The organism is Sinorhizobium chiapasense (genome assembly GCF_045277575.1).
Lineage (GTDB): Bacteria > Pseudomonadota > Alphaproteobacteria > Rhizobiales > Rhizobiaceae > Ensifer > Ensifer chiapasense_A.
The window spans coordinates 930,644-944,325 of sequence record NZ_CP144206.1; the positions used below are offsets into that span (position 1 = coordinate 930,644).

Here is a 13,682-nt window from a genome sequence, read left to right on the forward strand (position 1 = left end):
GCAAGAGATCGGTGTCATGGCAAAAACGCTCATCATTCCGGGATTGTTCGGGTCCGACGAGGGACACTGGCAACGCCACTGGCTGAGGGATCATCCGGATGCGGTTCTGGTCGAACAGAACGATTGGAACCGGCCAAGGCTTGAGGATTGGCGCGATGCTCTCGAACGCCAAATCCTCCGGCACGGGATCGTCGACCTGGTGGCTCACAGTCTCGGCTCGCTTCTTGTTGCCGGTCTGGCGCGGCGTCCCCTGGCAGGGCATGTGCGCAGCGCGCTGCTCGTCGCGCCCTGCGACCTTGGCCCAACCGATCGCCTGCATCCCGGTGCCATCGATTTCGGCCCGATGCCCGATCTGCCATTGCCTTTTTCCAGCCTCGTCGTCGGCAGCCTCAACGACCCCTACATGCCTTTCGATCGCCTGCGGTACGTTTCGACGCGATGGGGCAGCCGTCTCGTCGATCTCGGCTATGCCGGCCATATCAATATCGCCAGTGGCTTCGGCCGCTGGTCGCATGGCTATGACCTGTTGCGAGTTCTGAACGGCATCGCGCGGCGGGAGCCATTGCGGGCGCAACCCACCGAGCTTGAAGTCATGGAACGGTCACCGATGCCGAGCAGCCCGGCCTGAGGTCCCGTAACGGCTGGATCGACATACTCTTCCATGCAGCACTTGATGTTGGGATCGTTTCGCGCTCTAATAGATCACTAACTTTATAGAGTATGCCGTCTAGGGATGACCATGTGCCAGAGTGCCAGGCCAGCCAGAACAACGGATACGGGCTCGACCGCTGCCGCGGTGGGCGCTATGTTTCCCCGACCCCGCGACTATCCCATATATCGACACCTGGGTCGGCATTTTGTGACAATTCGGTCGGTGTCCGCGTTCCGGACCGAAACAGCCATGCATTTCAGACTTTGCCGGGCAGAACCGGCCATGGGAGAGTGTACATGACTGTCCATGGATTGTTTGCGAAGGTCGCTCCCGAGGGAGCCGCCGCCAGAGCCAAGCCGCATATCGCCATCATTGGTCGCGGATTTTCCGGCGTGATGATGGCCATTGCGCTGATGAAGTCGGTGCGAACCGCGTTTCACGTCCACCTTTTCGATCCGCAACCGACGATCAGTGGCGGACAGGTGTTGGCCGCCGCCCAAAGTGGCGAGATCCTCAACAGCCGGGTGCGCGACCTCTCGGTCGCCGCTGGCCAGCCGGAGGACTTCAACGATTGGCTCCTGGCGAATGCGGAGTTCCGCGCGGCGGTTTCCGCCGCGATACCCGGCTTTCAGCAGATCTTCGTGCCGAAGAGCATCTTCAGCGACTACGTCTATCAACGTTTTTCCGAAGCGCTGACGCGCCGGCCCGATATATCGATACAGCTCTCCTGTCAGGCGGTGTTGGGCCTGCGCAAGCAAGCCAATGGCCGCTTCCTGGTTATGCAGGAGGAAGCAACGGTGGAGTGCGATGCCGTTGTGCTGGCCACCGGCTTTGGCCTGCGCCAAGGCGAGATGGAGATTGCCGAAGAGGAGAGGCCGCTGGTGCGCGCCCGCCGTCTGGTCGTTCCGCGCCACACGGTCCTGCTCGGCAGCGGCGTCCGGATGGTCGACCGGCTGCTGCAACTGCGCGACAATGGTTTTTCCGGCGAGATCACCATTCTCTCCCGGCACGGCTTTCTGCCGCAGCCGCATACGCGCCTCGCGGCGGCGCCAACTTTTCCGGTCGGACCGATGCCGACCCGGCTCGGCGAGATCGTCCACTTCGTGCGGCAGGCCTGCGCGGACGCGGAGGCCGCCGGCCTTGGTTGGCAGGCGGCCATGAACGGGCTGCGCCGGCGCGCGCGTTCGCTTTGGCAATCGTTGCCTGAGGAGGAAAAGCACCGGTTCAACCGGCACCTGCGCTCGATCTATGACAGTCACCGCAACCGCCTGCCGGCGCCTTTGCACTTGCGACTCCGGCAGGAACTCGCCGGCGGGCAAACCACCATTCGGAAGGGCTGGGCGGGCAAGCGCCGCCCAGATGGATTGATGGTGCGCTGGGCCGGCGAAAGCGAGGAGACGCTGCTTTCGGCCGATCAGGTGATCGACTGTCGCTGTTCGGCGCCGGACCTTCGGGCGCCGCTGATGCAGAGCCTTTTTGCCGGCGGATTGGCAGAGCCGGACGAGCTCAGTCTCGGGATTGCCGTCAGCCCGGCCGGCGAAGTTCTGGCTGACGGACAGCCGACGCGCAATCTCTACGCGATCGGACCGCTCGGCGTCGGCAGTCTGCCGGACATCGACCTGGTGCCTGAGATCGTCACGCAGACCTATGCGGCGGCGCGGTTGATCGCAACGCGGCATCGCGTGACGCTGAAGACCGGGTGACGGTGACGCCCGATCTCCCAAAGCGTCACCGTCGCGTCGCCCATGGTACCAGCCATCGCTCAAGCTGCCGCGCCGTCATCTCGAAGACGAAGGCGACGGCCGCGATGACGACGATGCCGGCGATCACCACATCGGTCACCAGAAATTGAGCTGCGGACTGGATCATGAAGCCGAGGCCGCGTGTTGCCGCGACCAGTTCGGCGGCCACCAGCGTCGACCAACCCGCACCGAGCGCGATCCGGGTTCCGGTCAGGACCGAAGGCAGGGCGCTTGGCAGGATGACATGGCGTAGAACCTGCAGACGCGACGCGCCAAAGGCGCGGGCCGCGTTGATGTGATCGGTTGAGGTGGATTTGACGCCGGTCGCCGCCGACAGAATGATCGGCGGCAGCATTGCGAGCGCGATGACCGCGATCTTGGAGGCCTCGCCGATCCCCAGCCAGATGATCACCAAAGGGAGATAGGCAAGCGGGGGCAAGGGGCGCACGAACTCCACGATCGGATCGAGGATACCTTTGCCGAGCCGACTGGTGCCGATGGCAATACCGGCCGGCACGCCGAGGAGGATTGCCAATGCAAGCGCGCTGAAAATCCGCAGAAGGCTGGCGCCCACATGCTGGGCGAGTGTCGCGTCGACGAAGCCAGTAACGGCAAGGCCTTGCAGAGCCTGATAGACGGCGAGCGGCGAGGGCAGGAACAGCGGCGAAACGAGGCCGTAGCTTGAGGCAAGGCTCCAGAGAGCGAGCAACGCGGCGATCGTCGTCAAGGATATCCAGGCGAGTGGTACCGGTGATCGTGCCGTGCCCAGTTCCGGTTGCTCGACAATACCCTGGGGCTGATGCGTCGTCGACGGCGCACTTTCGATCGAGAGGCTCATGCGGCGATCCCTTCGTCTTCGGCATGGATGAGGGCGGTCAGTTCGTCATGCAGGCGCCGGAACACCGGAGAACTACGGATCTCGGAGAGCGGTACGCCGGCAAGAAGATCATGACCGAATGTGGTTGCGATCTCGCTGGCGATGCGCCCTGGATTGGGGGCGAGCACAATGATCCGGGTCGCGAGCAGAAGCGCTTCCTCGATACTATGGGTGATCAGGAGCGCGCCGACGCCGCTCTTCTGCCAGACATCAAGAAGAAATCCCTGCATGCGGCTGCGCGTGAGTGCGTCGAGCGCGCCAAGCGGTTCGTCCATCAGCAGAAACTTCGGATCGGAAGCGAGCGCTCTGGCGATGCCGACACGCTGGCGCATGCCGCCGGAAAGCTCCCAGACGTGTCGGCTCGCCGCACCAGGCAGACCGACCCGATCAAGGAGGTTCCTCGCCTTTTCCAGGCGCTCGGACCTGGAAATGCCGCGCAGGTGAAGTGGAAAGGCGACATTGTCGAGAGCGGTCAGCCACGGATAGAGCGCATCGTCCTGGAAAACCACGGCCCGATCTGCACCCGGACCCGTAACCGGTCGACCGTCGATGCAGACATGACCGCTGCTTGCCGCCACGAAGCCAGCCGCCAGATTGAGAAGACTGGTCTTGCCGGAACCGGAGCGGCCGATGACGACGACGAATTCGTCACGGGCGATCTTCAGGTTGATGGAAGCGAGAACCGGGGCGGTTCTGCTGTCGGAGGCTGCATATCGCAGCGTGACATTTTCGAGGGAAAGAACGGACATCCTGTGTTCCCAATTCGGCTGGCACGTCGGCATGCTCGCCCGGTTGTCTGTGCCGGGCGAGCATGGGAGCAGCTCTGGTCTCAGAAGGAGAGCTTCGCCGCCTCCTGCACCCAGCGGGCGGAGACGTAGGGCGTGTAGTCCGGAAGCACCGCGGGGATCTTGCCCTGATCAAGTAGGAAGGCCGAGGTCTCGGAGATTGCCTTGGCCGTAGCACCGCCGAGAAGATCGGCGCCTGCCTGTTCTTCAAGCGAAGGGAAGTAATAGCCCTTGAGCAGGTTCGGAACGTCCTCGGGCTTTGCGCCGGTCAGGCGGGCGATCTTTTCCGCCTCAGGCGAAGCGGCGTTCCAGCTCTCCGGCTTTGCGCGATAATCCGCATAGGCGTCGCCAGTCACCTTGACGAAGCCTGTCACGACATCCGGATGCGCCTCGGCAAACTTCTTGTTGACGATCCAGGCATCGAAGGTAGGACCACCCCATTTCGCCACATCACTAGAGGTCGCAAGCACTGTCGCGGTCTTCTTGATTTCGGAGAGCACCGGGTCCCAGACATAGGCGCCGTCGATATCGCCGCGCTGCCAGGCAGCCGCAATTTCCGGAGGCCGGAGGTTGAGGATTTCGACCGCCTTCGGATCGACATTCCAGTGTTTCAGGGCCGTGAGCAGGCTGTAGTGTGCTGTCGAAACGAAGGGGGTCGCGATCTTCTTGCCGGCAAGCTGCTCCGGCTTGTCGATGCCCTTGACGGCGAGGGCCTCGGCTTCGCTGATCAGTCCGACGACGAAGATCGTTTCGAGGGGCAGTTGCCGGCTGGCGGCAGCGGCGAGCGGCGACGAGCCGACATAGCCGATATCGATCGACCCGGAGGCGAGGGCGGCGATCACGTCGGCGCCGCCGTCGAACTTTTGCCAGGTGATCTTGGCGCCGGTGACTTCCTCATAGGTTCCGTCTGCCTGCGGAACGCGCGACGGCTCGACGATCGGTTGGTAACCGATGGTCAGCGTCGTTTCGGCGGCGAGAGCGGGGAACGGGGCCTGGTTGGCCAGAAGCAAGGCCGCGCCTGCGGCAAGAAAGGTGCGTCTGTGGATCGTCATTGTGTGCTCCTCAATGGTTGGGTCCTGGCCCCGCTGTGGAGCCTCATCACAATGCTGATCAAAAAGATGGATTTTATATAGATAATTTATTCCGCATTTCACTGACCCGCAGCGGGTCCATTCCAAAATTGAGGCGTTTCGGCGCAGCTTCGTGCGCCTACCGGCTTCGCGCGAGGCTAGAGATCCAGACCGCTGTAGCGGCCGTTGTGGTAGAGGATCGGCTCGCCTGAACCCGTGGCGATGGCCACGACCCGGCCGAGAATGATGGCGTGGCTGTGGCGCTCGATGATTTCCTCGACTTCGCAGTCGATCGCGGCCAATGCCCCGCTCAATGCTGACGCGCCGCTCGCCAGCCGAACCCAGTCGGCTCCCTCATAGCGGGCCGGACCCTTGGCGCCGTCCAGGCCGGAGAAGCGTTCCGCCACCCTCTGTTGCTCTCGCGAGAGGATGTTGACGCAGAAATGCCGATAGCGCTGGATGACAGGCCAGGTTGAAGAGGTCCGATTGATATTGACGATCATGGTCGGCGGATCCACCGACAGCGCCGTCGCCGAAGTGACGGTAGCCCCGGTCCGCTCGTCGCCGATGCCTGCGGTAATCACGGAGACGCCGCCTGACAGATTGCGCATGGCGGCCTTGAGAGCCGGCGCCGTGATCGGCTCATAGCCATTGCTGGTTGGAACACTTGCGTCGAATGCGGGAGATGCGGCGAGCGCGATCGTCATGGCCAGTCCCTCGAAATTTTCGCCTAATTCCCGGGCGAGAACCGCCGATACGGGAAAAATTTTTCCTCGCGCCAAAGATGGTCGCCTGATTTTTGATTGTCAATAAAATTTATAGAGTTTATGTTTTGCAATCGGCAAGACGTTCATGGCTGCCGAAGACCAGCTCGCGAGGAGGCATTTGCCGATGGACACTGCGTCCGTGAAAATTCCCGAAAAGATCAATGTTCTCTGGTTCCTGCCGACCCACGGCGACAGTCGTTATCTCGGCACCACGCGTGGTGGCCGCAACGTCGATATCAACTATCTGAAGCAGATGGCTCAGGCGGCCGACTCGCTCGGCTATTACGGCGTTCTCATTCCGACGGGCCGCAGCTGCGAAGACAGCTGGGTGGTCGCCTCGGCGCTGGCGCCGCTCACGGAGAAACTGCGCTTCCTGATCGCCGTGCGGCCTGGCCTCTTGTCGCCAACGCTGGCGGCGCGCATGACGGCGACGCTTGACAGACTTTCGAATGGACGGTTGCTGATCAACGTGGTCACCGGCGGCGACCCGATTGAAAACAAGGGTGATGGCATCCACCTCTCGCACAGCGAGCGTTACGAGGTGACCGAGGAATTCCTCAATATCTACAAGGCCGTGCTTCGTGGCGAAGAGGTCGACTTCAAGGGAAACCACTTCGATATCGAAGGTGGCAAGCTCCTGTTCCAGCCTGTGCAGAAGCCGCATCCGCCGCTCTATTTCGGCGGTTCCTCGGGAAAGGGCCAGGAGGTGGCAGCACGTACGATCGACAAATACCTGACCTGGGGAGAGCCCGTCGAAGACGTTGCCCGAAAGATTGCAGACGTTCGTGCGCTCGCCAATGCCGAGGGCAGGGAGGTAACCTTCGGCATCCGCCTCCACGTGATCGTGCGAGAAACGGCCAAGGAGGCATGGCGGGCCGCTGACGAACTGATACAATATGTCGATGACGACACGATTGCCGCTGCACAGAAGGTGTTCGAGCGTATGGATTCGGTTGGTCAGAGCCGCATGAGCCGCTTGCATGGCGGCCGACGCGACAAGCTTGAAGTCGCTCCGAACCTCTGGGCCGGGGTCGGGCTTGTGCGCGGCGGCGCGGGTACGGCGCTCGTCGGCGACCCCGAACAGGTCAAGGCGCGTATCGAGGAATACCGGCAGGCAGGTATCGATAGTTTCATCCTGTCCGGCTATCCGCACCTGGAAGAGGCTTATCGTTTCGGGGAACTGGTGCTGCCGAACCTGCCGCTTGCCCATGCCATTCCGGACCGCGAGGCGTCGATCAACACCGGGCCGTTCGGCGAGACGATTGCCGGCGATCATCGCCCGAAACTGAAGGTCTCCCAGTCGTGACAGGAACAACGCGCCGACCCGTGATCGCCATCGTCGGCGGCGGCTTCACAGGGGCGGCGGTCGCCGCAAACCTCGCGCGGAACGCGGCAAGCGACGGCGCGGCCATTATCGTCTTCGAGCCGAGGGCGCGCCTTGGCGCAGGTCTCGCCTATGATACGGATAATCCTGCGCACCGCATCAACGTGCCGGCCGCGCGCATGAGCCTGATCCCGGACGATCCCGAAGATTTCCTCAACTGGATGGCGGCAAAAGGTGAACCGCGCGGCGATCCCGACGCTCTGGCGGTCGACGGCAATCTCTATCCGCGCCGAGCGGTGTTCGGCCGCTATGTCTGCGAGTTCGTCGCTCCGCTCCTGAAAAGTGGAAAGGTCGAGCATCGGCGCGAACGCGTCGAGCATATCGAGCGCCGCGGGAATCGTTGGCGACTGATCAGCTCCGCCGGCACGGAACTGCTGGCCGATATCGTCGTTATCGCCACGACGCATCCGGCGCCCTGCGCCCCACGCGGCGTGGATCAGGCGCTTCACGGCCACCCGCGCTATGTGCCCGATTCCACCGTTGCTGGTGCCCTGGACTGCATCCGCGCCGATGACCACGTCCTCGTCGTCGGAAACGGGCTGACGGCAGCCGACGTGATTGCTTCGCTGGCGCTCGCCGATCACCGCGGCCCGGTGGTCGCATTGTCGCGCCGAGGCCTGCGATCACGCGGTCACCCGGAAGAGCCCCAGGAACCGTTCGGCGATTTCTCCAGCGACCCGGCGCGAACCGCGCTCGAATTGCTGCAGCGGGTCCGGCGCGCCCTGCGCCACGCCGCCGAATTCGGTACCAGCTGGCATGGGGTTTTTGACGCGCTCCGCGGCCAGGGTGGCCAGGTCTGGAGGGCCCTGCCAGTGGCGGAGCGCCGCCGCCTCGTGCGCCATCTGCGTCCGTTCTGGGATGTCCACCGCTTCCGCGTGGCGCCGCAGATCGATGGAGCGATCCTGCATGGGCTGGAGCAAGGGCGGTTGCGAATTCTCGGAGCTGCCATCGAGCGGGTCGAGAGACGCGGCCATGTCATCGCGGTCGATATCCGTCACCGACATGCCGGCCGCCGGGAGCGCCTGCTGTTCGATGCCTGTGTGGTGACCACCGGTCCGGCTCATACCGGCATCCTCTCGAGCCAGGGTTGGCTTGCAGGCCTCGCTTCACAGGGATGGTTGCGTTTGGATGACGTGGGCCTGGGCCTTGCCTGTGACGAGGCAAGCCGCGCGGTTGGCGCGAACGGCACAGCGGAGCGATCACTGATCGTTGCCGGGCCGCTGGCGCGTGGCACCTTCGGCGAACTCATGGGCCTGCCGCAGGTCAACGACCATGCAATTTTCGTCGCCGAAGAGATTGCCGACATGTTGGAAAGACCAGCGCGAAACGGCCAGCGCGTCGCGTCCGTCACAACAATCTAGCAACAGCCGTCACCGCGCGTGGTGCGACTGGAACGTATCCGTGTGCAGCGGTTCTGCGATAGGGCGCGATTCTGAGAGACCGCGATGCACTTTAGCCGCTGACCGGCGCGGTTTCACCATCGAGACGTCGCGACCAGTCCTCGACCCTGCGCGTCTGCAGGCGCTTCGCCGCGTAATCCCGCCAGCTCGACGGGAGAATGGCTAGGTTTGAGATCTCTTCAAGAGCCTCCCTGTTGAGGGTATCGACGTAGAGAAAATACCAGAGCCGGGCGATGGTCCATTCCGGGTGACGGCGCTCGACGAGATGCATTCGGTCGCCGGCCGAAACCGGTCCGCCCTCGATCACGCGATAATACCAGCCGGTGCGGCCGGATTGCTGAAGACGCCGGGCCATATCGGGCAGATCGAAGCGGCGGTTCAGTTTCCAGCAGGGCTGTCTTCCCTGGCTTACCTCCAGCAGAGCGCCGCCCAGGCGGAACCGGTCGCCAACCGCGACGTCGCTCTCCGTCAGCCCCAGGGTCGAAAGATTTTCGCCAAAGGCGCCCGGCTGTTGCAATAGCGGTATGGAACCGATCTCATCCATCCAGGCTCGATAATGATCCCGAGGGTAATGATGCACGGCCTTGTCGACGCCGCCATGCCTTTTGAGGTCCCCCTGGTGATCGCCGGAAAAACCGGTGGCGCTGAGCAGCACGGCGCCACCGATTGGATGTTTGACGATGCCGCTCAGGGTTCCCCGATCGTCGATCGGCGAGAGGCTGCCCAAGAGCAAGGCGTCGAGTGCAGTCGGCTGCCGGTCAATCATCGATATGCTCCACCCAGTCGCTAATCATCGCTGCTGCGGCTTGCTTCAGGCTGGGGCCGGAGCGCAGGGCATCGGCACGAAGATCCGGCACGCTCAACCCAACAGCCGCCAGCTCGCAGGCATGGCCGACCAGCCAGCGCTCGAAGGCAGCACCCGTTTCAGCCTCTGGGTGAAACTGCAAGCCGAGCACCTTCCGCCCATGCATGAAAGCCTGCCGTGCGATATCCGGCGTCGAGGCGAGCAGCTCGGCACCGCGCGGCAGATCAAACGTATCTCCATGCCAATGCAACACGGAAACGTCGGCGAGATGCCGGAGAGGTGAAGCAAGGCCGGCGGCAGAGAGGCTGAGCGGCGAAAAGCCGATCTCCCTGATACCGGATGAATAGACGCGAGCCCCGAGCGCCCGGGCGATCAGTTGCGCGCCCAGGCAAATGCCGAGCGTCGGTCGATCGGCGGCAAGTCGTGCTTGCAGCATTGCGATCTCGTCTGCGACGAAGGGATAAGCCGTATCCTCGTAGACGCCGATCGGGCCGCCGAGCACGACGAGAAGATCCGGCTCGGTCGGATCGAATAAAAGATAGTCGGCATTGCCAACGTCCCGATACTCGATGGTGAACCCCGCCGCACGCAGCGGATCCGCAAAGGTGCCAAGATCCTCGAAATGCACGTGCCGCACGGCCACGGCTCTCTTTGAAGTCATCAGCCGTCTCCTCTAGCGGCGTTCATCATGAGTATTGGGAATCGTACAGCCGTCGTCCGTGCACCCGCGCGTTTCCGGACTTTCGGCAGCAATATCCGGGATCGGCGCCGCGAGCAGCGCGGCAAGGCGGGCGCCGATAACCATGTCGTCTTCAATGCCGAAGCGGTGATATTCAACGTGACCGTCGCGGCCGATAATGATTGCGGTGGGCGTGCCGCGCATGCCGTAGCGTTCCATCGTCTTCGGTATCGGCCCGTCATCGGCTGGTTGATCGACGGCGATCGGGAAGGTCAGACGGTATTCGTGAATGAAGGCCTTGAGCGCGTCGGGCGTCATGACCGCGTGATGCTCGAACACCGAATGCAGGCCAATGACCTGGAGTTCAGTCTCGCGGAAGACGGTCTGCACGCGCTGGGTCTGGGGCAGGCCGTGCGAGACGCAGGCCGGGCAGAGCATCTGAAAGGCATGAAGGAAAACGACCCGTCCGCGAAGCCGTTCGAGGCTAAGGGGCGTCGGGGAATTGAACCAGGTTGAGACGGCGAGTTCAGGCGCCGCGGTCCGATAGCTGCTGTTCATTGTCTTCTCCGGAGAAGGCCGGACGGGTGCTGCCGTCCGGCCGCCTTGTCAGGCCGCTTCGCGAACGAGCTTCACGCCAGGGAAATCCACCGGTACGGCGAGCGCGACATTGATGTAATTGGTGAAGAGGTTGAGCGCGACATGGGCAATGATCTCGACGATGTCCTGATCGTCGTAACCGGCACCGCGCAGCGCCCGCATGTCGGTGTCGGTGACCTGACCACGCGTCTCGACGAGTTTCTGCGCGAAGGTCAACGCGACAGTCGTCTTCGGGTCGGACGACTTGCCCCGTTGCGCGCTTGCCATTTCCTCGGCGGTCGCTCCGGCCTTGCGGCCAAGTGCGGTATGGGCGGCGAGGCAATAGTGGCAATCATTACGGTCGGCGACGGCAACGGCGATCAGCTCGCCGAGCTTGGCGCAGAGGCGGCCGTTTCCGAGCGCGCCGAAAGAGCCCCACATGCTGGCAAGTGCGGCCGGAGAATTGGCGACCGCCCGGAACATGTTGGGGGCGATCCCGAAGGCCGAGCGGATCTCGCCAAGCAGTTCACCGCTGGCGCCGGTTGCCGAATTGGGGTCAACTAGATTAATTCTGCTCATGGTTTTCTCTTTCTATTTGCGTGGAGGGAGAAAATTGCCGGTCCGCCGATGGCAGTCGTCGGACCGGCGCCAACATCATCGGTGCCCGCCCGCGGTACTCGGAGCGGTGCTTGCGGGATCCGATGTTGAAGCTCTTTGCGAAAGCAAGGTGGTGTCTTCGGTCTTGCCCCGGGGCCTGGTTACCGGCGCTGGTGGATCCTTTCATTTTCATTTCAGGCCGCACCGCGGTTGAAGACGCGCCAAGCAGCGTCCCGCTCAGCGGCGTCGGCGCCTTCAAATTCACCGCAGTCAACGCGCAATTCCGCTGGCCCGAAGGCGGCATCGACGAAGGCGCAATGGTGCGGGGCCTTCGCATCGTCGTAGACATTGGGCCGGAAGTAGCGACAGTTGACGCACATGCGCTGCTCAGGGATGGCTCCGACCGTCTGCAGGCGGCGGATGATCTTGACGAGGTGCGTCAGCAGGTCCTGCTGCTCGAGCTTGGAGAGCGCCGCGATGGCATCCTCGGTCGCCGATGCGAGTTGACCGGCCCGACGGACGGCGGTTTCGCCCTGCGGCGTTGCCGCGACGGAAAGTGCGCGCGCATCGCTGGGGTCGGCCTGCTTCTCGACAAGGCCCTTGCGCAGGAGCGCGTTGACCGAATCCGTCGTCGTGGGCTGGCTGACGCCGAGATAGGCGGCGATCTGCTTTACGCGCATGCCGCTCCGGCCGCGGGCGACGAGAAAGGTGAGGATCTGCAATTGCGTCGGATTGAGGCCGATGGCCTCGGCCGCCGTCCAGGCCTCGCTGCGCATGGCCGTCGCCACGCGGGATAGCCCGTCACCAATTCGGTCGACCAAAGAGGGTGTGCTGCCAGGTTCGTTGCTCATGGCGATTATTAATATAGGACTCCTATGTAGTGTCAATGACGTTTGAAAAGCGCTGCGAATTTGACGCGCATCAAAGTAGAGGGGGCATCGCGGGCCTATTTCTCTGTTCGAACAACCCGAGCACGGGCTGGTCGCTCAAATGGAGAAGACGATGTTGAATGCAATCAAGAGCGGATTGGGTATCGCCATCGCGGCAATGTTTGTCGCAGCGCCTGCAGCCGCCGCAGACTTTGAAGTGCACATGCTGAACAAGGGCAAGGACGGCGCGATGGTGTTCGAGCCGGCGTCGCTGAAGGTTGCGCCCGGCGACACGGTTACCTTCATACCGACCGACAAGGGGCACAATGTCGAAACCATCAAGGGCATGATCCCGGATGGCGCCGAGGCCTTCAAGAGCAAGGTCAATGAAAACTACAAGGTGACCTTCACCGCTCCCGGCGTCTACGGCGTCAAGTGCACGCCGCACTACGGCATGGGCATGGTCGGCGTCGTCCAGGTCGGAGACGCCCCAGCCAATCTTGATGCCGTGAAGGCCGCGAAGAACCCGAAGAAGGCGCAGGAGCGCCTAGATGCCGCCCTGGCGGCGCTCGGAAACTAAGCGCCGACTTCGCTTCGGAGCGGGGTGGGGACAGGCCGCTCCTGGCGACCGCGCACTGGGTGAGGCGCGGCGCCAACATGCGGAACCAATGTGAAGACTTCGCGTTGGTTCCGCATGGATCAGATCGCCGCCGAATTGTTCCCGCCGTCACAGATTCCTTATCCCATCATATTTGCGCGCATCCTCGGCGCACTGTTCCTGGGTGCCGTCATCGGCTTCGAGCGCGAGACAAAGGCGCGACCGGCGGGCCTCAAGACCCATATGCTCGTCTGCCTTGCTGCCTGCACTTTCGGTGTCATTTCGCTTGAGAGCGTCCGGCTCGGTGGCTTCTTCGACGATCGCGTCCGTCTCGATCCACTGCGCGTGGTGGAAGCGGTGACCGCGGGCGTTGCCTTTCTCGCCGCCGGCACCATCGTACTTTCCAGGGGCGAGGTTCAGGGAATAACGACCGGCGCCAGCCTCTGGCTCGCAGGGGCCATCGGCCTTGCGGTGGGCTTCGGCCAATGGGGCGTCGCCGGTCTTGCGGCGGCATCCGCCTTTTCCGTCCTCTTTGTCATCGGCTCTATCGAGGCGCGGGCCATGCGGCACAAACAGCCAGACGTGGAGCCTAAGGACGAGGCGAAAGACATCCACGCCAAGCGCTAGGCTTGACTGCCGGCTAGCCGGATAGAACGGAACTGGCTTGTGCCCACGTTATCAAGTCGCATGATGCAGCGGCGCTAGTGATTTGATTTTCATTGAGATTGTGGTTGCTTGAGTAGGTTGGCCCCGCCAGCCAACCCTCGTCCGGTTCCGGCCCGGTGGAGCCGCGGCGAGGGCTCCTGTGGGTTTGGCTCTCTTCGCCTGCGTCGCAAACCGTGAGCGGGACGAGGCGGCTTGGCGAAGTGGTGCGATTGTCA

The 13,682-nt window shown here is 63.1% G+C and carries 15 protein-coding genes; 6 read left to right on the forward strand and 9 right to left on the reverse strand.

The window, feature by feature from the left end:
• The first annotated feature begins 16 nt into the window (after positions 1 to 16).
• Together QM996_RS23120 and QM996_RS23125 are read left to right on the forward strand one after the other, a co-directional pair.
• Positions 17 to 628, forward strand: coding sequence for an RBBP9/YdeN family alpha/beta hydrolase (locus QM996_RS23120; RefSeq protein ID WP_334198373.1), 612 nt, complete (start codon positions 17 to 19; stop codon positions 626 to 628).
• A 320-nt stretch (positions 629 to 948) separates the two neighbouring features.
• On the forward strand, positions 949 to 2,355 hold the full coding sequence (locus QM996_RS23125) for an FAD/NAD(P)-binding protein (RefSeq protein ID WP_334198374.1): 1,407 nt from the start codon (positions 949 to 951) through the stop codon (positions 2,353 to 2,355).
• A gap of 25 nt (positions 2,356 to 2,380) precedes the next feature.
• On the opposite strand, the gene QM996_RS23130 is transcribed toward QM996_RS23125, so the two are convergent.
• From QM996_RS23130 to QM996_RS23145, 4 genes are all read right to left on the reverse strand, one after another.
• Positions 2,381 to 3,232: an ABC transporter permease subunit gene (locus tag QM996_RS23130; RefSeq protein WP_334198375.1), complete on the reverse strand. Its 852-nt coding sequence runs from the start codon at positions 3,230 to 3,232 to the stop codon at positions 2,381 to 2,383.
• Positions 3,229 to 4,020, reverse strand: a complete 792-nt coding sequence (locus QM996_RS23135; protein ID WP_334198376.1) for a taurine ABC transporter ATP-binding protein — start codon at positions 4,018 to 4,020, stop codon at positions 3,229 to 3,231. Before QM996_RS23135 ends, QM996_RS23130 begins: the two co-directional genes overlap by 4 nt.
• Before the next feature lie 80 nt (positions 4,021 to 4,100).
• Positions 4,101 to 5,108 carry a taurine ABC transporter substrate-binding protein gene (gene tauA / locus QM996_RS23140; RefSeq protein ID WP_334198377.1) on the reverse strand — a complete coding sequence of 336 codons (1,008 nt, stop codon included), beginning with the start codon at positions 5,106 to 5,108 and terminating at the stop codon, positions 4,101 to 4,103.
• Positions 5,109 to 5,284: 176 nt separating this feature from the next.
• Positions 5,285 to 5,833 carry a flavin reductase family protein gene (locus QM996_RS23145; RefSeq protein WP_500270481.1) on the reverse strand — a complete coding sequence of 183 codons (549 nt, stop codon included), beginning with the start codon at positions 5,831 to 5,833 and terminating at the stop codon, positions 5,285 to 5,287.
• A 184-nt stretch (positions 5,834 to 6,017) separates the two neighbouring features.
• On the opposite strand from QM996_RS23145, the gene ssuD reads away from it, so the two are divergent.
• A complete protein-coding gene (gene ssuD / locus QM996_RS23150; protein ID WP_334198378.1) occupies positions 6,018 to 7,199 on the forward strand; it encodes an FMNH2-dependent alkanesulfonate monooxygenase in 1,182 nt (393 codons plus the stop codon).
• Positions 7,196 to 8,638, forward strand: a complete 1,443-nt coding sequence (locus QM996_RS23155; protein WP_334198379.1) for an FAD/NAD(P)-binding protein — start codon at positions 7,196 to 7,198, stop codon at positions 8,636 to 8,638. Before ssuD ends, QM996_RS23155 begins: the two co-directional genes overlap by 4 nt.
• Positions 8,639 to 8,729: 91 nt before the next feature.
• On the opposite strand, the gene QM996_RS23160 is transcribed toward QM996_RS23155, so the two are convergent.
• The 5 genes from QM996_RS23160 to QM996_RS23180 form a co-directional block, all read right to left on the reverse strand.
• Positions 8,730 to 9,443, reverse strand: coding sequence for an MOSC domain-containing protein (locus QM996_RS23160; protein ID WP_334198380.1), 714 nt, complete (start codon positions 9,441 to 9,443; stop codon positions 8,730 to 8,732).
• Entirely contained in the window at positions 9,436 to 10,143 is a 708-nt protein-coding gene (locus QM996_RS23165; RefSeq protein WP_334198381.1) for a glutamine amidotransferase, read from the reverse strand. The genes QM996_RS23160 and QM996_RS23165 overlap by 8 nt, the downstream gene beginning before the upstream one ends.
• Before the next feature lie 12 nt (positions 10,144 to 10,155).
• Positions 10,156 to 10,719 carry a redoxin domain-containing protein gene (locus QM996_RS23170; RefSeq protein ID WP_334198382.1) on the reverse strand — a complete coding sequence of 188 codons (564 nt, stop codon included), beginning with the start codon at positions 10,717 to 10,719 and terminating at the stop codon, positions 10,156 to 10,158.
• Positions 10,720 to 10,767: 48 nt separating this feature from the next.
• Entirely contained in the window at positions 10,768 to 11,316 is a 549-nt protein-coding gene (locus tag QM996_RS23175; RefSeq protein WP_334198383.1) for a carboxymuconolactone decarboxylase family protein, read from the reverse strand.
• A gap of 212 nt (positions 11,317 to 11,528) precedes the next feature.
• Entirely contained in the window at positions 11,529 to 12,185 is a 657-nt protein-coding gene (locus QM996_RS23180) for a MarR family winged helix-turn-helix transcriptional regulator (protein ID WP_334198384.1), read from the reverse strand.
• Between the two features lie 151 nt (positions 12,186 to 12,336).
• Between QM996_RS23180 and QM996_RS23185 the strand changes: the two genes are divergently transcribed.
• Both QM996_RS23185 and QM996_RS23190 read left to right on the forward strand, forming a co-directional pair.
• The gene (locus QM996_RS23185) at positions 12,337 to 12,783 is read left to right on the forward strand and encodes a pseudoazurin (protein WP_500270482.1); all 447 of its coding nucleotides are present in this window, start codon (positions 12,337 to 12,339) and stop codon (positions 12,781 to 12,783) included.
• Between the two features lie 90 nt (positions 12,784 to 12,873).
• A complete protein-coding gene (locus tag QM996_RS23190; protein ID WP_334198385.1) occupies positions 12,874 to 13,428 on the forward strand; it encodes an MgtC/SapB family protein in 555 nt (184 codons plus the stop codon).
• The last annotated feature ends 254 nt before the right edge of the window (positions 13,429 to 13,682 follow it).